Source organism: Hydrogenophaga sp. Root209, from assembly GCF_001428625.1.
GTDB lineage: Bacteria > Pseudomonadota > Gammaproteobacteria > Burkholderiales > Burkholderiaceae_C > Hydrogenophaga.
Window position 1 is genome coordinate 130,331 of the sequence record NZ_LMIE01000032.1, and the last position, 22,786, is coordinate 153,116.

The following is a 22,786-nucleotide window of genomic DNA, read 5'->3' on the forward strand; positions in this document are numbered from 1 at the left end:
CGCCACGCGGCCCGGCGTGTGGCGATCAGCCGGGCGACTGCGCGCGCGCGCGGATGGCCGTGAGCGTGCCACGTGTCGTGATCACATCCACATCGATCAACACCTCGATCAAGCTGCCGCCCGGCGCGGCCAGGGCGCGCTGCAGCGCGGGCTCGAACTCTGCCGTGTGCGTGATGCGCTCGGCCGCATAACCATAGGCGCGGGCCAGCGCGCAGAAGTCGGGGTTGGACAATGCCGAGCCGCTGACGTTGGCAGGGTACTCGCGCTCCTGGTGCATGCGGATGGTGCCGAAGCTGCCGTTGTTGAGCAGCAGCACGATGCTCCTGGCGCCGTGCTGCACGGCGGTGGCGAGTTCCTGGCCGTTCATGAGGAAATCACCGTCGCCAGCGATGGTGAAGGCCGTGCGCCCGGTGAGAATGGCCGCGCCGATGCCGGCCGGCACGCCGTAACCCATGGCGCCGTTGGTGGGTGCGAGCTGCGTCTTGTGGCCTTTGGCCAGACCGTGGTGGCGGTAGAAGCGGTGCAACCAGCTGGCGAAGTTGCCGGCACCGTTGGTGAGCACCGCGTCCGCGGGCAGGTGCTTCTGCAGCGTATGGATGACGGCAGGCATGTCGATGGTGCCGGGCAAGGTGATGCCGCCGTTGGCGGGGTCGATGTTGGCCAGGTAGTCGGCGTGGCAAGCCTGCGCCCAGCCGGCCCACCTCACATCGGGTGGCGCGGTGAGCACCTCCAGGCTGCGCGCGGCCGCGTTCATGGTGGCGTTGATCGCCAGCGTGGGCTGGTAGACGCGGCCCAGCTCTTCGGCGCTGGCGTGGATGTGCACCAGCTTCTGTTTCGGCACCGGTGCCTCGATCAGCGTGTAGCCGCCGGTGGTGGCCTCGCCCAGACGCGGCCCGATGGCGATGAGCAGATCGCTCTCGCGCACCCGCGCAGCGAGTGCCGGGTTGATGCCCAGCCCCACGTCGCCAGCGTACAGAGGGTGGTGGTTGTCGAAGGTGTCCTGGAAGCGGAACGCGTTGGCCACCGGCAGTTGCCAGTTTTCGGCGAAGCGTTGCAGCGCGGCGGCCGACTGCGGCGTCCAGCCGCCACCACCGGCAATCACCAGCGGGCGCTCGCTGGCCAGCAGCAGGGTGCGCAGTTCGCGCAGCGCGCCCGGGTCGCTCCAGGCCTGCACCGGCTCCACGCGCGGCAAGGGCTGCGCGTCCACGGTTTGCGTGAGCATGTCTTCGGGCAGCACCAGCACCACCGGACCGGGCCGCCCGTTCATGGCGGTGGCAAAGGCACGCGACACGTACTCGGGAATGCGGCGCGCGTCGTCGATGCGCTCCACCCGCTTGGCCATGCCCTTGGTGGACGGACCGAAAAACGATGCGTAGTCCACCTCCTGGAAGGCCTCGCGGTCGCGTGCGTCGCTGGCCACATCGCCCACGAACAGCACCATGGGTGTGGAGTCCTGGAACGCGGTGTGCAGACCGATGGAGGCGTTGGTGGCGCCCGGGCCGCGCGTCACGAAACACACGCCCGGCCGGCCAGTCAACTTGCCCTGGGCTTCGGCCATGAAAGCCGCGCCGCCTTCCTGCCGGTTGGTGATGAAGCGGATACGCTCGGCGTGGGCGTGAAAGCCGTCGAGCACGGCGAGGTAACTTTCACCGGGGACACCGAAGGCGTGGGTCACGCCTTGGGCAATCAGGCATTCAACGAGCAGATGGCCGGCTATGCTGGGCATGGATTGACTTTATTAACCAAATGGGGAATTATTCCAGCATGAGCACCACACCCACGCCGGTTGCAGAAGAGCGCCTGAGAGACGCCGACCGGTCGCAGAATACCATCCTGAACGCGGCGCGCGACGAGTTCTCGGAGCATGGCCTGGGGGGTGCGCGCATGGACCGCATCGCCGAGCGCGCGGGGCTGAACAAGCGCCTGATCTACTACTACTTCGAAGACAAGGAGAAGCTGTTTCAGGCGGTGCTGGAGCAGGCCTACCGGCAGATCCGCGAGGAGGAGCGCCAGCTCAACCTGCTGCACCTCAAACCCGAAACTGCGCTGCGCCGGCTGGTGGAGTTCACCTGGAACTACTACCTTGAACACCCCGAATTCCTCACCCTGCTCAACAGCGCCAACCTGCACCGCGCGCGGCATCTCGAACAATCGGAAAGGGCGCGCCAGCTCAACTCGCCGCTGATCGCCACACTGGGCGAAATCCTGGAGCGCGGCCGCGCAGACGGCACGTTTCGCGGCGGCGTCGATCCACTTCAGCTCTACGTGTCGATCGCCGGGCTGTCGTACTTCTACCTGTCGAACAACCACACGCTGTCGGCCATCTTCGGACGCGATCTCATGACGCCCAAGGCGCACAGCGAAAGGCTCTCCCACATGTGCGACGTGATCCTAGGGTATGTCCTGATGAACTGAGCGGTTTTGCGGCTTGACGTTGGGCGGGTGGATTTTTAGTATTAACCGTTCGGTGAATTAACTCCAGGAGACATTGCATGACAACCGTTCCCCTCCGCCAACTGCTCATCACCTCCCTGCTAGCTGTGGCCTCGGCCAGCGCGATGGCCCAATGGAAGCCCGACCGACCGATCACCTTGATCGTGCCCTGGGCCCCGGGCGGCTCCACCGACCAGGTCTCGCGCGTGACCGCGGCCGAGCTGGAGAAGCACCTCGGCCAGAAGATCGTCATCATGAACCAGCCCGGCGCCTCGGGTTCGGTGGGCACCAAGAACGCCATGGCCGCACCGGCCGACGGCTACACCTGGACCGCCGGTGGCGCCAAGGACCTCGGCACCTACAAGGTGCTGGGCATGCTCGACACCTCCGCCAGCGACTGGAACCTGTACCTCAACGTGGCGCACATCGCAGTGGTGGGCGTCAACGCGGACACGCCGTACAAGACCATGACCGAACTGCTCGCGGCCATGAAAGCCAACCCGGGCTCGGTCTCGGTGGCCACCGCGGGCGTGAACTCCAGCGGCCACTCGGCCATCGAAGCCATCGCGCGCGCCGCTGGCGTCACCTACAAACACGTCACCTACGACGGTGGCGCACCCGCTGCCGTGGCCGCCGCCTCTGGCGAGACCCAGGTAACCACACAGCTCGCGGCCGAGCAGACCGACATGATCCGAGCCAAGAAGATTCGCCCGCTGGCGGTGGTGGGCGACAAGTCGATCGAGATCGAAGGCTTCGGCACCATCCCGCCGCTGTCTCAGTTCATCCCCGGTTTCAAGGATCCGATCAACTACTTCGGCATCTTCGTGCCCAAGGCCGCACCGCCCGAGGTCAAGCAGACGCTGGACAGGATCTGGGCCACCGAAATGGTCAAGAGCGATGCGCTGAAGAAGTACGCGCAATCGCGTGGCGCCATGTTTGCGCCGATGGCGGGCGAGGAAGCACAGAAGGCGGTGTTCCCGGCCATCCAGTCGTACGCCTGGACGCAGCAGGCCGCCGGCAAGGCCAAGGTGTCACCCGACACCGTGGGCATCCCCAAGCCCTGATTCCCCCACACGGAACACCGCATGACCGAGGGTGAAACATCCGCCCGCTCCGACCTCTGGGGCGGTGCGGGCTGGGCGGGCTTTGGCCTGTTGATCGTGGTGCTGGCGTGGCGCATGGAGCGCTTCGAGTCCATGGGCGCCGAGCTCTACACCATGCCGGGCTTCGTGCCGGGCATGCTGGGCGGTGTGCTGCTGTTGCTGGGCACCGTGCTGATGCTGCGCAGCTGGCTGCGCATCCGCCAGCAGAGCGGCACACCAACGGCCCAACCTCTGTTCAATCGGCGCATCGGCATCACGCTGGCGCTCTCGCTGACCTACGCCGCCGGGCTGATCGGCCGCGTGCCGTTCTGGTTCGCCACCGGCGTGTTCGTCGCCGCCTTCGTGGCGCTGTTCACGCCGCCGGAGCATTCCGCCGCGCGCCGCCTCACCGTGTCCCTGCTTGCTGGCGTGCTCACCTCGGCCGTGGTCACCACCGTGTTCCAGCAGATCTTCCTCGTCCGTCTCCCCTGAGCCTTCCCCAGCACACCACGCCATGTTTGACGGACTGATCCTCTTCGGTGAATCGATCGTGCGCTTCAGCACGCCCGAGGCCATCGCCTACGCCCTGCTCGCCTCGCTGGTCGGCGTGATCATGGGCGCCCTGCCCGGCCTCACCGCCACCATGGCGCTGGCGCTCATGACCACGCTCACGCTCAAACTGCCGCCCAGCCAGGCGCTGCTGATCCTGATCTGCACCTACGTGGGCTCCATCTACGGCGGCTCGCGCTCGGCCATCCTGCTCAACATCCCGGGCACGCCCGCGTCGGCGGCGTCGTGCCTCGACGGCTACCAGCTCGCTCGCCAGGGCATGGCCGGTCGCGCCATGGGCATCGCCACCACCGGCTCGGTCATGGGCACGCTGATCGGCATGTTCTTCCTGGCCACCTTCACGCCGGTGCTGGGCGGCCTGGCGCTGAAGTTCGGCGCCTACGAGTTCTTCTGGCTGGCGCTGTTCGGCGTCATCATTGCCGGCACGCTCACCGGCGACGACCCGCTCAAGGGCTGGATCGCCGGCATCGCGGGCCTGTTCGTGGCCACCATCGGCCAGGAGCCTCAGTACGGCTTCGAGCGCTTTGCCTTCGGCGTGCGCGACCTGGCCGGCGGCATCCAGCTCGTGCCCGCGCTGGTGGGGGCCTTCGGTTTCGCCGAGCTGCTCACCGCCATGCGCCAGCGCCAGCTGCCGGTGAAGATCAGCGCGTTCGACACCGTCATCCCCAAGCTGCGCGACGTGACCCAGTACTGGCGCACCATCCTGCGCTCGGGCCTCATCGGCACCGGCGTGGGCATCGTGCCCGGCGTGGGCGAGGACGTGGCGGCCTGGTCGTCGTACGCCGCGGCCAAGCGCGCGAGCCAGGAAAAGGAGAAGTTCGGCAAGGGCTCGGTGGAAGGCCTGATGGCCGCCGAGACCGGCGACAACGCCTGCGTGCCCGGCGCCATGATCCCGGTGCTCACGCTGGCCATTCCGGGCTCGGCACCGGCCGCCGTGCTGATGGCGGCCATGATCATCCACGGCATCAAGCCCGGCCCGCTGATCATGGTGGAGAACCCGCAGTTCGTGTACGACGTGGTCGCCATGATGCTGTTCGCCACCATCGGCATCCTGATCTACGGCCTGCTGCTCACCAAGGCGCTGGTGCAGGTGTTGCGCGTGCCGCAGCACCTGATCGTGCCCATCATCTTCGTGCTCTGCGCGGTCGGCAGCTTTGCCATCGCGGGGCGGTTGTTCGATGTCTACGTGATGCTGGCCTTCGGCGTGATCGGCTTCTTCCTGCGCCACTTCGGCTACCCCATGGCGCCGCTGGTGCTGGGCATCGTGCTGGGCGACCTGATGGAGAAAAACCTGCGCCGCGCGCTCATCCTGTCCGACGGCAGCCTGGCGCCTTTCTTCACGCGCCCCATCGCCGGCACGGTGGCCGCGATGATCTTCGCCACCATCGGCTGGAAGCTCTGGAGCCTGTACCGCCGGCCGGTCCAACGCAAGGCCGCGGCATGAAGCTGGCGCTGTGCAACGAGGTGCTGCTGCCGCTCAGCCTCGTCGAGCAATGCGAGGCCGCCGCACGCATGGGATACGACGCACTCGAGATCGCGCCCTTCACGCTGACCAACGACCCCACGACGCTCGACGCTGCGGCCGCGAACCAGGTGCGTGCCACTGCGAACAGCCATGGCCTGGTGGTCTCCAGCCTGCACTGGTTGCTCGTCAAACCCGAGGGGCTGTCGCTGGTGACGGACGACGCGGCCCTGCGTCGCCGCACGCTTGACCTGCTGCGCAGACTGATCGACTTCGCGGCCGCTTGCGGCGCGCGCGTGCTGGTGCACGGCTCACCCAGGCAGCGCTCCCCGGCACCAGGCCAGAGCGTGCTGGAGGCCACCGCGCGGCTGGAAGCCGCGCTGGCCGAACTGGCGCCGCACGCGGCCGCGGCCGGCGTCGTCTATTGCATTCGAACCGCTCGGGCCTTTCGAGACGAACGTGATCAACACCGTGGCCGAAGCGGCCGCGCTGGTGGACCGCATCGGCTCGCCCGCCATCCGCACCATGCTGGACGTGAGCGCCGCATCGCACAGCGAAAGCGATCCCGTGCACGAGGTGCTGCGAACCTTCCTGGCCAGCGGCCACATCGCCCACGTGCAGGTGAACGACAAGAACCGTCGCGGCCCCGGCCAGGGCGACACCGATCAGCGCCCGGTGCTGCAGGTGCTGAAAGACATGCGCTACACCGGCTGGGTGGCCGTGGAGCCTTTTGAATACCTGCCCGACGGACCGGGCTGCGCCGACATCTCGGCGCGCCATGTGCGCCACATCTGGAGAGACCTGTCATGACCGCCGTGAGCCTGCGCATCCACGAGGTGCAGCTGTACCAGCGCCACGTCACGCTGCGCCTGCCGTTCCGCTTTGGCGCGGCCACCGTCACGCAATGCCCGCAGGCGTTCGTGCGGGTGGTCGGCGACGTCGACGGGCGCAGTTTCGAAGGCGCCAGCGCGGAGCTCATGGTGCCCAAATGGTTCGACAAGTCGCCCGCGCTCACGCACGAACAGAACTTCGAACAACTGCGTGAGTCACTGCGCAATGCGCGCGATGCGGTGTTGGCAGCCCGCGAGCCCATGAGCCCGCACGCGCTTTCGCAGACGGCCGGCGACAACGCCATCGCCGTATCAGTGGCGCGCGGTCTGCCCCGCCTGGCCGCGCAGTTCGGCCCGGCCCTGCTCGACAAGGCGGTGGCCGACGCGGCCCTGCGCGCGGCCAACCGATCGTGGGTCGATGGGCTGCGCGCTGGTGTGCTGGGCGACCCCTGGAGCACACAACTGGAACTGGTGCGACCCACCCAGGTGGTGCTGCGCCACACCGTGGGCCTGGCCGACCGACTGACCGCGCACGACGCAGGCACCGACCCGCAAGACGGCCTGCCCGCCACGCTGGAAGCGGCCATCCAGCGCCACGGCCTGCACCATTTCAAGCTCAAGCTCTGTGGACAGATCGACGCCGACGTGGAACGGCTCACGCGGATTGCCGAGGTGCTGGCGCGCCTGGGCGGCAACCACCGCGTCACGCTGGACGGCAACGAAACCTTCACCGACGCGGCCAGCCTGGGCCGCTTCTGGCAGGCGCTGCAGGCCACCCCCGCCCTGGCCGACCTGCTCGAGCGCACCCTGCTGCTGGAGCAACCGCTGGCGCGCGCCGTGGCGCTGCGCGAGTCCATTGCATCGCTGGGCATTGGCGTGCCGGTGATCCTGGACGAGTCCGATGACCACGCCGGTGCGCTGGAAGAAGGCCTGGTGCTGGGCTACCGTGGCATATCGAGCAAGGCCTGCAAAGGCATCTACCGCTCGCTGGCCAACGCACACCGCATTGCGCAAGACCCGCGCCTGCTGCTCTCGGGCGAAGACCTGACCTGCCAGGCGGGCCTGGCGGTGCAGCAGGACACGCTGCTCGCAGCCAGCCTGGGCGTGCGCCACATCGAGCGCAACGGCCATCACTACGTGGACGGCTTCGGCACCGCGCCAGCGGCCGAGGCGCAAGCCTTCGCCGAGGCCCACCCCAGCCTGTACGACACCGCCTCGGGCCGCGCGCACCTGAGCGTGCGCCATGGCCAGCTCGACCTCACCTCATTGCACGTCACCGGCTTTGCGTCGGCCGCCGTGCCGCAGTGGCGCAGTCTGCAGACCATCGCCTGATCATTCACCATTTGGTGAATTGATGCGCCGATCAGAATGCGAAGTCTCAGTACAAACCCTAACATCTATCCCGTAAAAGTCCATTGCAGCGAGCAGATTCCATTCCTATAATTTCCTCTATTCACTGAATGGTGAATTAAAACAGCGACTGCACAACACCCCGAAGACCAGCATGAAACTCATCCACGCGACCGCCCTGACCGTTTTCGCCCTCGCCGCCGGCCTGCCCGCCTCCGCGCAGCAGGCCTACCCGAACAAGGCCATCCGCGTGATCGTGCCGTTTGCCGCCGGAAGCACCACCGACATCATTGCGCGCGCCATCACCGACAAGATGAGCCAGAGCATGGGCCAGCCCATCGTGGTGGACAACCGCGGCGGCGCCAGCGGCACCATCGGCCAGGCGGCGGTGGCCATGGCCGCGCCCGACGGCTACACGATCATGATCCACTCGTCGTCGCACACGGTGAGCCCGTCCACCTTCGCCAAGCTGTCGTTCGACACCGCGACCGACTTCGCCGGCATCACGCCGATCACGTCCACGCCCAACGTGCTGGTGATCGCCCCCGGCAAGAACATCAAGACGCTGCCGGCACTGCTGGCCTACGCCAAGGCCAACCCGGGCAAGATGAACTTCGCCTCCGCCGGCCAGGGCAGCGCCACCCACCTGAACGCCGAGAAGTTCAAGATGGCCGCGAAGATCGACGCGCTCAACATCCCGTTCAAGGGCTCGGCCGAAGCCGTGACCGAAGTGCTCTCCGGCCGCGTGGACTATTACTTCTCGCCCATCGCTCCGGTGATCGGCCAGATCAAGGAAGGCCACCTGCTCGCCCTGGCCGTGGGCTCGCCGCGCCGCGCCAGCGCCCTGCCCGACGTGCCCACCACCACCGAGGCTGGTGTGCCCGGCTCCGAATTCAACTTCTGGATCGGGATGATGGCCCCGGCCAAGACGCCGCGCGACATCGTCAACCGCCTGCACGACGAGGTGGTGAAGGCCCTGGCAACGCCCGAGGTGAAGAACGCTTCCTCAAGCTCGGCGCCGACGCCTGGACGCTCTCACCCGAGCAGTTCGATGCCTACATCAAAGACGAAATCAAGAGCAACGCCGTGCTGGTGAAAGCCGCCGGCCTGCAAGTGGCCCATTGAATCTGAACCCGCTGAATTTTCAAAGAAAGAGAAGGACCTGACGATGGCTGTTCAACAACTTGGGATCATCATGCACGGCGTCACCGGGCGCATGGGCATGAACCAGCACCTGATCCGCTCCATCTGCGCCATCCGCGCACAAGGCGGCGTGACGCTCTCCAACGGCGACCGGGTCATGCCCGACCCCATCCTGATCGGCCGCAACGCCGAGAAGATGGAAGCGCTGGCCAAGACCCACAACATCGCGCGCTGGGGCACCGACCTCGACGCCGCGCTGGCCAACAAGAGCGACACCATCTTCTTCGACGCCGGCACCACGCAGATGCGACCCACCCTGCTGGCCAAGGCGATCCGCGCCGGCAAGCACGTGTACTGCGAGAAGCCGATCGCCACCAACCTCAACGAGGCCGTGGAGATCGCGCGCCTGGCAGAAAGCTCGGGCCTCAAGCACGGCGCCGTGCAGGACAAGCTGTTCCTGCCCGGTCTGCGCAAGCTCGACATGCTGCGCCGCGCCGGCTTCTTCGGCCGCATGCTCAGCGTGCGCCTGGAGTTCGGCTACTGGGTGTTCGAAGGCGACCTGCAGCCGATCCAGCGCCCCAGCTGGAACTACCGCAAGGAAGACGGCGGAGGCATGATCCTGGACATGATGTGCCACTGGCGCTACGTGCTGGACAACCTGTTCGGCGAAGTGAAGTCGGTCTCGTGCATCGGCACCACGCACATCCCCACGCGCTGGGACGAAGCCGGCAAGCCTTACGAGTGCACCGCCGACGATGCGGCCTACGCCACCGCCGAACTGGTCGGCCACAACGGTGAGAACGTGATCGCGCAGCTCAACATGAGTTGGGCCACCCGCGTGAATCGCGACGACCTGGTGACCTTCCATGTCGACGGCACGCACGGCTCCGCTGTCGCCACGCTGACCGGTTGCAAGGCCCAAAGCCGCGTGAACACGCCGCGCCCGGTGTGGAACCCGGACGTCAAAAACACCATGGATTTCTCCGATCAGTGGCAGGACGTGCCGGACACGCAGGTGTACGACAACGGCTTCAAGATCCAGTGGGAACACTTCATCCGCCACGTGGTGGAGAACGAGCCCTACAAGTGGACTCTGCCCGAAGGCGCCAAGGGTGTGCAGCTGGTGGAAGCCGCGCTGGACAGCTGGAAGGAACGCCGCTGGGTCGACGTACCTCCACTGAAAGTTTGAAGATGGCACTGTCCCTGAAACTGCCCAACACCTCGGGCCAGGTCGAGGCCTACGCGCTGCGCGGCACCACCCCGGTGAAGCCCGCAGCGGGTGTGAAGTTCAACCGCATCGCCTACTCGGCCGCCCACGTGGTGGCCGACCCGCTGGCCGCCATCGACCCCTGGTTGCAGTGCGCGGTGGACTGGGACGAAACCATCGCTTACCGCCAGCGGCTCTGGTCGCTCGGCCTGGGGGTCGCCGAGGCCATGGACACGGCCCAGCGCGGCATGGGCCTGGACTGGCCCACCTCGCTGGAGCTGATCGGCCGCTCGCTGGACGCCGCGAAAGACGTGCCCGGGGCGCTCGTGGCGTCCGGCTGCGGCACCGACCACCTGATGCTGGAGAACGTGAAGACGGTCGATGAAGTCATCGCCGGCTACGAGGAACAGATGGCCGCGATCGAGAAACTCGGCGGCAAGCTGATCGTGATGGCCAGCCGTGCGCTGGCCCGCGTGGCGAAAAGCCCGGCCGACTACGAGCGCGTGTACGACCGCATCCTCAGCCAGGCGAAACAGCCGGTGGTGCTGCACTGGCTGGGCGACATGTTCGACCCCGCGCTCAAAGGCTACTGGGGCAGCAACGATGTCGACCAGGCGATGGACACCGCGCTCGCCGTGATCGCGGCGCACCCGGACAAGGTGGACGGCATCAAGATCTCCCTGCTCGACAAGGACAAAGAGATCGCCATGCGCCGCCGCCTGCCGCCAGGCGTGCGCATGTACACCGGCGACGACTTCAACTACGCCGAACTCATCGCTGGCGATGGTGTCGGTAGCGAAGTCACGCATGGTCAGAGCGATGCGCTGCTGGGCATCTTCGACGCCATCGCACCGGCCGCCAGCGCTGCGCTGGGCGAGCTCGCGCAGGGCAATGTGCAGAAGTTCCACGACATCCTGGGCCCCACAGTGCCGCTGTCGCGCCACATCTTTGCCGCGCCCACGCGCTTCTACAAGACCGGTGTGGTCTTCATGGCCTGGCTCAACGGCCACCAGAAGCACTTCACCATGGTCGGGGGCCAGCAAAGCACACGTTCGCTGCAGCACTTCGCCGAGCTGTTCCGCCTGGCCGACGCGGCCAACCTGCTGGAGCAACCTGAGCTGGCGGTGCGGCGCATGGGCACGCTGGCCGCGTTGCATGGGGTGGAGTGATGCGTGATTTCTCGCAAGACCACCGCTGGCTCTCCATCAACACCGCCACGGTTCGCAAGAGCCGGGGCAAGGATCTGCCGCTGACCGACATCCTCGACGCCTGCGCGCGGCATGGCATCGGCGCCATCTCGCCCTGGCGTGATCAGGTCGCGGCCGTGGGACTGAAAACCATCTCGGCCCAGGTGAAGGCGCTGGGTCTGAAGCTCTCGGGCTATTGCCGCGGCGGCATGTTCCCGGCGGTGGACGCCGCTGGCCTGCAGGCCGCACGCGATGACAACCGCCGCGCCGTCGATGAGGCCTGCGAACTGAATGCGGCCTGCCTGGTGCTGGTGGTCGGCGCCCTGCCCGGCGCGCTGGCCGGTCAGGCCGCGCACAAGGACATTGCGCGCTCGCGCCAGCAGGTGAGCGACGGCATTGCCGAGCTGCTCGACTACGCGAAGGCCGCCGGCATGCCGCTGGCCATCGAGCCGCTGCACCCCATGTACGCGGCCGACCGCGCCTGCATCAACACCCTGGAACAGGCGCTCGACGTCTGCGACGCGCTTGACCCGGGCCAGACCGGCGCGCTCGGCGTGGCGGTGGACGTGTACCACGTGTGGTGGGACCCGAAGTTGCGGGCGCAGATCGAACGCGCGGGCCAAAGCCGCCTGCTCGCCTTTCACGTGTGCGACTGGCTCACCCCCACCACCGACCTGCTCAACGACCGCGGCATGATGGGCGACGGCGTGATCGACATCCCGCGCATCCGCGGCTGGGTGGAAGCGCAGGGCTTCGCGGGCTTCAGCGAAGTGGAGATTTTTTCCACCGGCAACTGGTGGCAACGCGATCACGACGAGGTGTTGACCACCTGCATCGAGCGGCACCGCAGCGCCGTGTGAAGCACGGCTTCAGGCGGTGCGCCGGCCCACGCCCAGCGCCGCCACCACCGACAGCCCCAGAAACACGGCGCTGCCCACCAGCGTGGCAGCGAACCAGCCACGGTCCATGAACAGGCCGAACAACAAGGGCGCGGCGGCAAAGCCCACGTCCAGCCCGGAGTACACCGTGCCATAGACACGGCCGGTCGCACCCTTGGGCGTGGCGCGCTTGATCATCAGGTCGCGGCTGGGGCCACCCACGCCCACGGCAAAACCGGTGGCGGCCAACGCCACCAGCGTCCCGATGGAGCCCAGCCAACCGGTGGCGCACACCAGCAGCAGCACGGCACCCAGCGCCATGGCCCAGGCCACCACGTGGTCGCTGGAGAGCTGATGCTGGTGGCTGTACGCCGCCACGAAGCCGCCCACCAGCATGCCGAAGGCCGCGCACAGCATGTAGGCGCTGATGGTCAGCGTGGCCACTTCCATGCTCGTGCTGTGCATGGCCTTGAGGATGGACGGCGCAAAGCTCTGCACCACCGCCAGCGACATGGTGGAGAGCAGAAAGAAGGCAAAACACCACCACACCACCGGCAACCTCAGAAAGCCGAGATCACCCCCGCGCGGCGCGCCCGCCGCTTGCACCACCACCTCGGTGCGCAGCTTGTCGCGCTGCCAGAACATCACACCCAGGATCACGAGGTACAACAAGGCCGCCACCTGGTAGGCCACGCGCCAGTCGGCCCAGGCCGAGATGCCCACCAGCAGCGCGGGCGCCAGCGCCCAGCCCAGGTTGCCGGTGAGGCCGTGGGCGCTGAAGGCATGGCCCAGCCGGGGCGCCGACACGCGCTGGTTGAGGATGGTGAAGTCGCAGGGGTGCAAGGGCGCGTTGCCCGTGCCAGCCAGCACCGCCACCAGCATGAGGCCCGCGTAGCTGTTGGCCTGCGAGGCGGCCACGGCAGCCAGGAAGAACATGCCGATCGCCCCAAACAGCACCGGGCGCGCGCCGATGCGGTCCACCACAAACCCGGCCATGGCCTGGCCAATCCCGGAGATGACGAAGAACACCGTCATGAGCAGGCCCACATCGGCAAACGAGAGGCCGAACTCGCGGATGAACACCGGGAACAGCGGCGCGAGCAGCAACTGCGAAAAATGCGAGGTGCCGTGGACGAGGCCCACCAGGCCGATGACGGCGGCGTCCTGTTTGAGCGGAATGGGATTGGCGGGCGCGGCAACGCGCAAGGTGGCGGTGTTCATGGACACGATGGTAGGGCGGGTGGAGAATGCGCAATCGCGACAGAACGACAAACATCGTCGAATGTCAGCCAACCCCAGCCGGGAGCCCACCATGCGCCGCCCATCCACCCACCGCCGGCTTCTGCCAACAACCGACACCGACCCGTATTGCCCCACGCCGGCGCATCCAGTGCGCTGCCGTGCGCGCCAGGTCGACAGCGACGACCAGTTCGAACCGCACCACCATGCCTGGGGGCAATTGGCCTACTGCGCACGTGGGCTGCTGCAGGTGACGGTGGTCCACACCGACGCGGCTGACGAACACTCGCCACTGGAGACCACCACCATCGTGCCGCCCTCGCGCGCGGTGTGGATCCCGCCGCTGGCGCGCCACGCGGTGACCATCGTGGAGTCGGCCCAGCTGCTCACTCTGTACATCGACGCCAGCGCCGTGCCAGCGCACTGGACGCGTTCGCGCGTGCTGGTGGTCTCGCCCCTGCTGCGCGAACTGGTGCATGCCCTGAACCGGCCGCTTCGGCCGTCGGGCGAAGCCGGGCGCGCGCTGCACACCCTACTGTTTGACGAGATGGAGCACGCCGACACCCAGCCGCTGGGTGTGCCCATGCCGAGCGCCACGGGCGGCGATCGACGGCTGCGCAACCTGTGTGAAGCGGTGATGGAGGCCCCGGCCCAGCACGCCACGCTGGCAGCCTGGGCCACGCACGGCGGCGCCAGCGAGCGCACCCTGGCGCGGCTGTTTCGCGACGAACTGGGCACGAGCTTTCAGCGCTGGCGCCAGCAGGTGGTGCTGGCGCACGCCCTGCCCATGCTGGCGCGCGGTGTGTCGGTGGGGCGGGTGGCCGAAGCCAGTGGCTATGCGAGCGAGAGCGCGTTCTCGGCCATGTTCAAGTCGGCCATGGGCCTGCCGCCGACGCGTCTTCGCGAGCAGGCCAGGGCACAACCTCAGGCCGGCACGGCCTCTTCGACGCGGGCCTGATCGGCCGCGATGGCCTCGATGGCCTTGCGCACCACGCTCTGACCGTCCACCGGGCGCAGCAGGCGGTTGGCAATCAGGCGTTCGCAGCTGCGTTTGGTCATGGAATGGGGGCGACCACCGCGGCTCACGAACATGAAAAGCGTGCCGCGGTTGCTCGCCCAGATGAGCTGGGCACGCAGCCATTCGCGGTGCGAATACAGGTCGACCCAGTCGCCTTCGCGCAAGCCCGCCAGCACCGTGATGGCGTCGAACGGAATGCCCTCTTCGCTCTCCGCTTCATCCACGCTGGTCGCCTCCGCCGGCGTCACCTCGGGCACGCCCCGGTTCTCGGTGAGCTCGGAGAAATCGGTTGGCATGGTGTCTTCAAAACCCGCCGCCTCCAGCTCTTCGCGTCCCAGCCAGGGCTGGGCGGCCTTGCGCGGCTTGCGCTGCTCGGGTGTGGCCGGCAAGGTCTCGTCGAGCTCCATCGACATCGACGAGGTGTCCAGCGGAACCGGATTCGACGCGCTCGCGTCGGCCCGTGCGCGCGCGCGCCGCAGACCCAGCACCGGCTGATGCAGGCGCATGAGGGCGTCAAAGAAAGGTTTGGTTTCGTCGCGGGTCTTGCCCAGCGACTCCAGCCCGGCGTGCAGCGTGGCCAGCATGCCCGGCACCATTTCCAGCAACTGAGCCGGCAGGCGCAGCGTGACGTCCTTCTTGGTGCTCCACAACAGGTTGGAGACCACCTTGCGGTAGCCCCCGGGATCGACCTGACCCTTCTGCGCTTGAAGCTGGGCGGAGGCAATGGCCAGCGACCAGGGGCCGTAGAGAAAGTCGAGGATGAAGCCGGGCACGTTGTCCACATCGGGGCGCTGGCTCAGGTCCCACGCCACCTGGTCGGCCAGGGTCTGGCGCGCTTCGGCGTGGCGGATCGCCTGCAGGTTGTTGTCCTGCGCCGCCACGTCCTGGCGGTCCTGGCTTTCCCATTCCTGCAGCAGCTCGTCGAGCGCGATGGCAAAGGCCTGTGGATCTTCTGTCTCCAGCTCGTTGAGGGCGTTGAACGCCTGCTGCACCGGCTGGAAGAACTCGGCGAACTCGCTGGAGAATTCGTCGTTGTATTTGAAGCTGCGCTGCGCCACGCACTCCACCAGGCGGCGGGCCGGGTGCGCGTCTTCGCTGAAGAAGCGCGGATTGGCCATGGCCAGGCGCAGGAGCGAGGGCTCCAGCGCGACCACCGCTTCGCGCACCGGTGCCAGCAGCAGCGGGTCTTGGGCCACCTGGTTGACCAGCTTTCGCACCACGTCCAGGCCCATGGCCTGCGCCACGCGCTCGGCCTTCTGCTTGAGCTGCATGAGCACACGGGCGCGCTCGTGGGCCGCTGCGAAATCGCCCCAGGTCTTCTGGCTGAGCTGGGTGCCGATGTCCACCGCGCGCGCGGGCCGGTCGACCACGGGCAGCGCCTTGTATTGCTCGCTGCGCCGCACCACCATCGACTCGTCAAGCGTGGGGATGGCGGCAAACGCCTCAATGGCCGCGAGTTCCTCGCTCACCTGCTCGTAGTACTCGGGCGCGAGCGACTGTTCGTAGCGCTGCCCACCCTTCTCCAGGAAGTTGTGCAGGTACTGGTTGTCCACCGGTGTCTGCAAGCGCGCCAGTTGCGGCATGTCGGGCATGGAGTCGCCAAAATGCGCATCGCGCGTGCTGTCGCCGCGATAGTCCAGTGGCGCCGGGCCCGACGGGTTCCATTCGGTGGCGGCCGGGCCGGCGCCGCGCGCAGCCCGGGCTGCACTGGCCGCAGAGCGGGCCGCCGCGCCCGGGGCCTCGGCGATCAGCCGCACGCGGTAACCGGCTTCCTGCACGTTGGCGCGCTGCAGCACCAATGCCAGGCGGGCATACAAGCCCTTGAGTTCATGGCCGATGGTCTTGCCGCAATGGCGCAGCCACAGGGCGCGCATCTGCGAGTCCGGCTCGTCGAGCGACATCATCTCGCGCAGCGCCCGCACGAAAACCGCCGGGCGCAGCGGGTTCATGTCGGCCTGCACGGTCGAGAGCCCCTGCAGCGAACTCATGAGGGCATCGAGCACCTTGAGTTCCTGCTCCAGCGGCGGCAGCAGGCTTTGCAGCAGACGCGCGGATTCAATGGATTCGGTGACCGTGTCGTCTTCCACCAGCGAGAGGTAGGTGGATTCGCTCAGCAGCGAGGTGCGCGAGGACTGAGGGGCATCGGTGGGCACTGCAAACGCTTCACGCAGGCGCTGCGGGAAATCGGCCACCCAGCCTTCCTTTTCCTGGCGCATGCGCCACCAGGCGCTGGCCAGGCGGTCGCGCTGAGCGACTTCAAGGCACTGCTTTTCGGCCTCCTGCAGGCTCACCACCGCCGCGTCAAGACAGCGCCCCAGCATCGCGGGGGCGTCTTCAAGCGCCTCGGACAGGCACTGTTGCAGCAATCTGGGGGGTACCGTCATCGCCTGGTTGCGGCGCTCTGCCGCTGGGTCGGAGTGTGAAACACGTCACGGTTATACCTGCGCAAGCCACCGAGGGCACGACACCGCTGAGATAAGGCAGATATCGGTCTCCGAACGGTCAACCGGTCCGCCGAATGGCCCCGGCGTCAAGACACTGTCACAACTGGCATGCAACATGCATGGGTGCTGTCCACACACGCGCAGGCTTCAGGGAAACACAACAATGATGCAAACCATCCGGCGTTACGCCAAGACGAACATGGCATGGGAGGCCCTCTCACGACCCGACGCCGTGGGCCGCCAGGCCCACACGCTGCTGCTCATGGCCAACGGCCGGCGTAGCGAGCAGGAGTTGTCCCTGCTGCTGGGCTCGGATGTGTCCGAACTGGCCTATGGGTTGATGCAAAAGGGTTACCTGCAGAACACGGCGGCCGTGGTGCAGCCCGAGGCCGACGACGACGCGCTCGCTGGCGTCTGAGCGGGCTCAGCCGCGGATCACAGCCAGCGCTTGAGCAGGCCCATGATCTGGTCGAAACGCGGGCCATAGGGCGGGTAGAACAGATGCCCCATCGAGAAGCGCGACTGCACCAGAACAGGTTTTTGCTGGGTAAGGCGCAGGAAGCCGGTTTCACCGTGGTACGCGCCCCAGCCGCTCTCGCCCACGCCTCCGAAGGGCAGGTTCTCGTGGGCCACGTGCATGAGGGTGTCGTTCACGCTCACGCCGCCACTCACGGTGTTGTTCATCACCCGGTCGCGCGCGGCGGTGTCGGTGCCGAACCAGTACAGCGCCAGCGGGCGCGCGGCGGCGTTGATGCGTTTGATGGCCTCATCCAGCGAGTCGTAGCTCAACACCGGAAGGATGGGGCCGAAGATTTCTTCGTCCAGCAGCCGAAGGCCCGGACCGGGGTTGAACACCAGGGTGGGGTTCATCTGGCGCGCGGTGGAGACTGCAGCCGCCGCGCCGGGTGGCGCCACGTCGACCACACGAGCGCCCTGCGCCGAGGCTTCACTCAGCAGGGCTTGCAAGCGGACATGGTGGCGGTCGCTCACGATGGCGGCGTAGTCGGGGTTGCCGGCGATGGTGGGAAACAGGCGCGCCACGGCGGCCGTGTAGGCGCGCTCGAAGGCGGCCTCCTGGCCGCGCGGCAGCAGCACGTAGTCGGGCGCGATGCAGGTCTGGCCAGCATTGAGCAGCTTGCCGTGCGCGATCTTCACGGCCGCCTCATCCAGATTGCAAGACGCATCCACAACGCAGGGCGATTTCCCGCCGAGTTCCAGCGTCGTGGGCGTGAGATTGACCGCGGCGGCCGCCGCCACCGTGGGCCACATCGGCGCCGCCGAGCACCACGCTGAATTCTTCTGCCGAGAAGGCGCCCTGCACCAGCGAGGCCATGAGGGCCGAGGTGTGGGGCGTGAGTTCACTGGGCTTGAGCATCACCCGGTTGCCCGCGGCCAGCGCTGTGGCGGCGGGCCCCAGCGTGAGCTGCAGCGGGTAGTTCCAGGGGCCGATGATGCCCACCACGCCGAGCGGCTGGCGCTGGATGTGCGCCCGGGCGGGCTTGAGGTACAGCGGCGTGGCCACGCGCCGGGTCTTCATCCAGTGCGGCAGTTCCTTGTGCAATTGGCCGATGGCCGCGCGCAGCACGAACAGGTCGGCCACCTCGGTGAGCTGGCGCGAGCGCACGCCGAAGTCGGCTTGCACCGCGTCGGACAACGCAGCGCCGTGCGTGTCGATGAGTGCCTTCAGGCGGGACAGCCGCTCGCGGCGCAGCGCCAGCGGCACATCGATCTTGGCGCGGCTGGCATGCTGCTGGGCGTCAAACAGCGCACGCAAGGGAAGGGTCGGGGGTATCTGGGTCATGAGCCGGATGATAGGTCTGGCGCCCCGGCAGTGGTAGGGGCAGTCCCCCATCCCGACGGATGGAGGTCTGCCGCTTCAGGCTTGGCTCAGGCCTCGGCGACGGCGTCGCCGAACTCGAACACGCCCGGGTTCTGCACCGGGTCCACGTCCACCGGAATCGACGACTTCGGCGGGTAGCGCCCTTCGAGCAGGAACTTCGAGAGCGGGTTCTCGATGCGCTGCTGGATCGCGCGCTTCAAGGGCCGCGCACCGAACACCGGGTCGAAGCCGACCTTGGCCAGTTCGGCGAGTGCTGCCGGCGAAACCTGCAGGTGCAGGTCCATCTTGGCCAGGCGCGCTTCGAGCACCTTGAGCTGGATCGCGGCGATCGACTCGATGTGTTGCGCGTCCAGCGCGTGGAACACCACCGTCTCGTCGATGCGGTTGAGGAACTCTGGCCGGAAGTGGTTCTTGAGCTCGGCCCACACGGCGTCCTTCACGTCCTCGTAGGGCTCGCCCACCATGGCCTGGATCATGTGCGAGCCGATGTTGCTCGTCATCACGATCACGGTGTTCTTGAAGTCCACGGTGCGGCCCTGGCCGTCGGTCAGGCGGCCGTCGTCGAGCACCTGCAGCAGCACGTTGAACACGTCGGGGTGGGCCTTCTCCACTTCGTCGAGCAGCAGCACGCTGTAGGGCTTGCGGCGCACGGCCTCGGTGAGGTAACCGCCCTCCTCGTAACCCACGTAGCCGGGCGGCGCGCCGATGAGGCGGGCCACGGAGTGTTTCTCCATGAACTCGCTCATGTCGATGCGCACCAGGTGGTCTTCGCTGTCGAACAGGAAACCGGCCAGCGCCTTGCACAGCTCGGTCTTGCCCACGCCGGTGGGGCCGAGGAACAGGAAGGAGCCGGTCGGACGGTTCGGGTCGGAGAGGCCCGAGCGCGAGCGCCGGATGGCGTTGGCCACCGCGCCGATGGCCTCGTCCTGGCCGACCACACGCTCGTGCAGCTTGCCTTCCATCAGCAGCAGCTTGTCGCGCTCGCCCTGCATGAGCTTGCTCACCGGAATGCCGGTGGCGCGCGCCACCACCTCGGCGATCTCTTCGGCGCCGACCTGGGTGCGCAGCAGCTGCGGGCGGCCCTTGCCGTCCTTGTTCTGCGCCTTGCCGGCTTCAACCGCCTGCGCGTCCTTCAGCCGCTTTTCCAGCTCGGGCAGCTTGCCGTATTGCAGCTCGGCGACTTTGTTGAAATCGCCCTTGTCGGTGAAGGTCTTGATCTGCGAGCGGATGCGATCCATCTCTTCCATCACGTCCTTGGAACCGAGCGCGGCGGCCTTCTCGGCCTTCCAGATTTCGTCGTAGTCGGAGATCTCCTTCTCCAGCCGGCCGATCTCTTCCTCGATCAGGCCAAAGCGCTTCTGCGAGGCCTCGTCCTTCTCGCGGCGCACGGCTTCGCGCTCGATCTGCAGCTGGATCAGGCGGCGGTCGAGCCGGTCCATCACCTCGGGCTTGGAGTCGAGTTCAATCTTGATCTTGGACGCGGCTTCGTCGATCAGGTCAATCGCCTTGTCGGGCAGGAAGCGGTCGGTGATGTAGCGGTGGCTCAACTCGGCCGCGGCCACGATGGCCGGGTCGGTGATCTGCACGCCGTGGTGCACCTCGTACTTCTCCTGCAGGCCGCGCAGGATGGCGATGGTCGCCTCCACGCTGGGCTCGCCCACCAGGATCTTCTGGAAGCGGCGTTCCAGCGCGGCGTCCTTTTCGATGTACTTGCGGTATTCGTCGAGTGTGGTCGCGCCCACGCAGTGCAGCTCGCCACGCGCCAGCGCCGGCTTGAGCATGTTGCCCGCGTCCATCGCACCTTCGGCCTTGCCCGCGCCCACCATGGTGTGCAGCTCGTCGATGAAGACGATGGTCTGACCCTCGTCTTTCGCCAGTTCGTTCAGCACGGTCTTGAGGCGTTCTTCGAACTCGCCGCGGAACTTGGCGCCTGCCAGCAGCGCGGCCATGTCCAGGCTCAGCACGCGCTTGCCCTTGAGCGAATCGGGCACCTCACCGGCGACGATGCGCTGCGCCAGGCCCTCGACGATGGCAGTCTTGCCCACGCCGGGTTCGCCAATGAGCACCGGGTTGTTCTTGGTGCGGCGCTGCAGCACCTGGATAGCGCGGCGGATCTCGTCGTCGCGGCCGATCACCGGGTCGAGCTTGCCCATGCGGGCGCGCTCGGTGAGGTCCATGGTGTACTTCTTGAGCGCCTCGCGCTGGCCTTCGGCCTCGGGGCTGTCCATGGACTGGCCGCCGCGCACCGCGGTGATGGCCGACTCCAGGCTCTTGCGGTTCAAGCCGTTTTCATTGGCCATGCGGCCCAGCTCGCCCTTGCTGTCGGCCACGGCCAACAGGAACAGTTCACTCGCGATGAACTGATCGCCGCGCTTGATCGCTTCCTTTTCGGTGGCCTGCAGCAGCTTGGCCAGATCCTGGCCGACCTGCACCTGGTCTTGCCCTTGCACCTCAGGCAGGCGCTTGATCGCCGCCTCGGCGACCTTGGCCAGGCCAGGCACATTGACGCCCGCGCGCTGCAGCAGCGACTGGGGACCATCGGCCTGACGCAGCAGGGCCAGCAGCAGGTGGGAAGGCTCGATGTAGGCGTGGTCGGCGCCCAGCGCCAGCGTCTGGGCTTCGCTCAGCGCTTCCTGAAATTTGGTGGTGAGTTTGTCGAGTCGCATGAAAGTGCTCTCCGGGTGATCTGAACTGTTGGGCATGTGGAGCTGCTCCACAGGTTTTCAAGCCAGCAACCAGCTTGCGCCCGCCCGCGGCATGCAGGCTTGACGCAGATCAATCCACCAACGGTGGGCGCCAGTAGGCGTAAGGCCAGGCCAGGGTGAGACCTGCGCGGTGGTACAAGGCCTGCGCCGGCAGGTTGCTCGCATCGACCTGCAGGAACACGCCGGCCAGACCACGACGGAGAGCCTCGAGCGCCATGGCATGCAGGACGCGGCCCGCCAGACCCTCGCCGCGCCGGGCGGCCGCTGTGCGCATGCCGTGCACGCCCAGCCAGCCGTGGCTGAACGACGCAGCGCCGCAGGCCACCGTCTGCCCGTGCTCCCGCACCGAGGCGTAGAGGGTGTCGGTGGCACGGCTGAGCGAACGCGAACGGCTGGCACCATCGGCCGGGTCCAGGCCCTCGCCCAGGAACATGGCCATCCACCCAGCGTCGGGCCTGGCATCCAGTTCACCTGGCGGGCCGGGGTGCAGATCCATCAGCCGGTGGACCTCTCCCGTCATGGTCAGGGTCGGCTGGTCGCGCTGCCAACCTCGCAGCCTCAAGGCCTCATGCCACGGCTGAAAGGAAGGCAGATCGGGCAGGCGGAACCGCGGTTCGAATCCCAGCGCGGCGTAGCGCGCCAGAATGGCGGGCAAGCGTTCGGTGTCGTGTGTCCCGTGATGCAGTGGCACGGCGCTGCGGGCACGGCCCACGGTCCCGTGGTCCATGGCCAGCAGCCAGCCATCCATGGGCTCCACCACCTCGGGAGCCACCGCTTGCAGCGTGGCACGCTCGATCGATTCGATGTCTGCAGCGCTGAGCATGGCCTCGCTGCGGCTGTTCAGCTGTTGGTGGCCGCGATGCCCCAGCGCGCCAGGGCTGCGTCGTCGCTCACGCGGGCATCCACCCAGCGCGCGCCCTCGGGGGTCTGCTCCTTCTTCCAGAACGGCGCTTGCGTCTTGAGGTAGTCCATGAGGAACTCGCAAGCCTGGAAACTCTGGCCACGGTGTGCAGAGGTCACGACCACGAGCACGATCTGATCCAGCGGCTGCAGCAGTCCCACGCGGTGGATCACGCGGGCGCCGAAGATGTCGAAGCGCTGGTGCGCCGCGTCGATCATGGCTTCGATGGACTTCTCGGTCATGCCGGGGTAGTGCTCCAGCTCCATGGCAAGCACTTCCTCGCCGTCGCGCTCCGCCGCCGGGCCGCCCCAAGGCGGAGCAGCCCCCTCGGGGGGCAGCGAACCACGCGTAGCGGGGAGCGTGGGGGCCATGTTTCTGTCGCGCACCGTGCCGATGAAACTGCAGACCGCGCCCACGCCTTTGTCGGCTTTGCGCAGCAGCGCCACCTCGGCGCTGAGGTCGAAGTCCTCGGTCTGAATGGAGACGCGAGTGCCCAT

16 protein-coding genes and 3 pseudogenes are annotated in these 22,786 nt (G+C 67.3%); 12 read left to right on the top strand and 7 right to left on the bottom strand.

Annotated features, from left to right (window positions below; genetic code table 11):
• Window positions 1-25: 25 nt before the first annotated feature.
• Window positions 26-1,726: a thiamine pyrophosphate-binding protein gene (locus ASE11_RS21875; RefSeq protein ID WP_056276774.1), complete on the bottom strand. Its 1,701-nt coding sequence runs from the start codon at window positions 1,724-1,726 to the stop codon at window positions 26-28.
• Between the two features lie 38 nt (window positions 1,727-1,764).
• Between ASE11_RS21875 and ASE11_RS21880 the strand changes: the two genes are divergently transcribed.
• The 10 genes and pseudogenes from ASE11_RS21880 to ASE11_RS21925 all read left to right on the top strand — a co-directional run bounded on the left by ASE11_RS21880 (window position 1,765) and on the right by ASE11_RS21925 (window position 12,124).
• Entirely contained in the window at window positions 1,765-2,415 is a 651-nt protein-coding gene (locus ASE11_RS21880) for a TetR/AcrR family transcriptional regulator (RefSeq protein ID WP_056276777.1), read from the top strand.
• 77 nt (window positions 2,416-2,492) lie between these two features.
• Window positions 2,493-3,497, top strand: coding sequence for a Bug family tripartite tricarboxylate transporter substrate binding protein (locus ASE11_RS21885; protein WP_056276780.1), 1,005 nt, complete (start codon window positions 2,493-2,495; stop codon window positions 3,495-3,497).
• Between the two features lie 21 nt (window positions 3,498-3,518).
• Complete coding sequence (locus ASE11_RS21890; RefSeq protein ID WP_056276782.1) at window positions 3,519-4,007, top strand: tripartite tricarboxylate transporter TctB family protein; 489 nt, start codon at window positions 3,519-3,521, stop codon at window positions 4,005-4,007.
• Window positions 4,008-4,029: 22 nt separating this feature from the next.
• Window positions 4,030-5,529, top strand: a complete 1,500-nt coding sequence (locus ASE11_RS21895) for a tripartite tricarboxylate transporter permease (RefSeq protein WP_056276785.1) — start codon at window positions 4,030-4,032, stop codon at window positions 5,527-5,529.
• Between the two features lie 68 nt (window positions 5,530-5,597).
• Window positions 5,598-6,357, top strand: a pseudogene (locus ASE11_RS26790) (sugar phosphate isomerase/epimerase family protein).
• A complete protein-coding gene (locus ASE11_RS21905; RefSeq protein ID WP_056276790.1) occupies window positions 6,354-7,709 on the top strand; it encodes an enolase C-terminal domain-like protein in 1,356 nt (451 codons plus the stop codon). Before ASE11_RS26790 ends, ASE11_RS21905 begins: the two are co-directional and overlap by 4 nt.
• Window positions 7,710-7,881: 172 nt before the next feature.
• Window positions 7,882-8,852, top strand: a pseudogene (locus tag ASE11_RS21910) (tripartite tricarboxylate transporter substrate binding protein).
• 43 nt (window positions 8,853-8,895) lie between these two features.
• Window positions 8,896-10,059 (top strand): Gfo/Idh/MocA family protein, encoded by a 1,164-nt coding sequence (locus tag ASE11_RS21915; RefSeq protein WP_056276794.1) that lies wholly within the window; start codon window positions 8,896-8,898, stop codon window positions 10,057-10,059.
• Between the two features lie 2 nt (window positions 10,060-10,061).
• A complete protein-coding gene (locus ASE11_RS21920) occupies window positions 10,062-11,246 on the top strand; it encodes a dihydrodipicolinate synthase family protein (protein WP_056276799.1) in 1,185 nt (394 codons plus the stop codon).
• The gene (locus ASE11_RS21925) at window positions 11,246-12,124 is read left to right on the top strand and encodes a sugar phosphate isomerase/epimerase family protein (RefSeq protein WP_056276803.1); all 879 of its coding nucleotides are present in this window, start codon (window positions 11,246-11,248) and stop codon (window positions 12,122-12,124) included. The genes ASE11_RS21920 and ASE11_RS21925 overlap by 1 nt, the downstream gene beginning before the upstream one ends.
• Window positions 12,125-12,133: 9 nt before the next feature.
• On the opposite strand, the gene ASE11_RS21930 is transcribed toward ASE11_RS21925, so the two are convergent.
• Entirely contained in the window at window positions 12,134-13,363 is a 1,230-nt protein-coding gene (locus ASE11_RS21930) for an MFS transporter (protein ID WP_056276806.1), read from the bottom strand.
• A 61-nt stretch (window positions 13,364-13,424) separates the two neighbouring features.
• Between ASE11_RS21930 and ASE11_RS21935 the strand changes: the two genes are divergently transcribed.
• Window positions 13,425-14,339, top strand: a complete 915-nt coding sequence (locus tag ASE11_RS21935; protein ID WP_321166274.1) for a helix-turn-helix transcriptional regulator — start codon at window positions 13,425-13,427, stop codon at window positions 14,337-14,339.
• Here ASE11_RS21935 and ASE11_RS21940 read toward each other — a convergent pair.
• Complete coding sequence (locus tag ASE11_RS21940) at window positions 14,306-16,783, bottom strand: DUF1631 family protein (RefSeq protein ID WP_082585944.1); 2,478 nt, start codon at window positions 16,781-16,783, stop codon at window positions 14,306-14,308. The two genes, ASE11_RS21935 and ASE11_RS21940, sit on opposite strands and share 34 nt — an antisense overlap.
• 223 nt (window positions 16,784-17,006) lie before the next feature.
• On the opposite strand from ASE11_RS21940, the gene ASE11_RS21945 reads away from it, so the two are divergent.
• Entirely contained in the window at window positions 17,007-17,261 is a 255-nt protein-coding gene (locus ASE11_RS21945; RefSeq protein WP_056276810.1) for a hypothetical protein, read from the top strand.
• Between the two features lie 17 nt (window positions 17,262-17,278).
• Here the strand turns inward: ASE11_RS21945 and ASE11_RS21950 are convergent.
• The 4 genes and pseudogenes from ASE11_RS21950 to ASE11_RS21965 all read right to left on the bottom strand — a co-directional run bounded on the left by ASE11_RS21950 (window position 17,279) and on the right by ASE11_RS21965 (window position 22,786).
• Window positions 17,279-18,644: pseudogene (locus tag ASE11_RS21950) on the bottom strand (aldehyde dehydrogenase family protein).
• 86 nt (window positions 18,645-18,730) lie between these two features.
• The gene (gene clpB, locus ASE11_RS21955) at window positions 18,731-21,349 is read right to left on the bottom strand and encodes an ATP-dependent chaperone ClpB (protein WP_056277331.1); all 2,619 of its coding nucleotides are present in this window, start codon (window positions 21,347-21,349) and stop codon (window positions 18,731-18,733) included.
• Between the two features lie 109 nt (window positions 21,350-21,458).
• On the bottom strand, window positions 21,459-22,211 hold the full coding sequence (locus ASE11_RS21960; protein WP_056276813.1) for a GNAT family N-acetyltransferase: 753 nt from the start codon (window positions 22,209-22,211) through the stop codon (window positions 21,459-21,461).
• A gap of 17 nt (window positions 22,212-22,228) precedes the next feature.
• The gene (locus ASE11_RS21965; RefSeq protein WP_056276818.1) at window positions 22,229-22,786 is read right to left on the bottom strand and encodes a molybdenum cofactor biosynthesis protein MoaE; all 558 of its coding nucleotides are present in this window, start codon (window positions 22,784-22,786) and stop codon (window positions 22,229-22,231) included.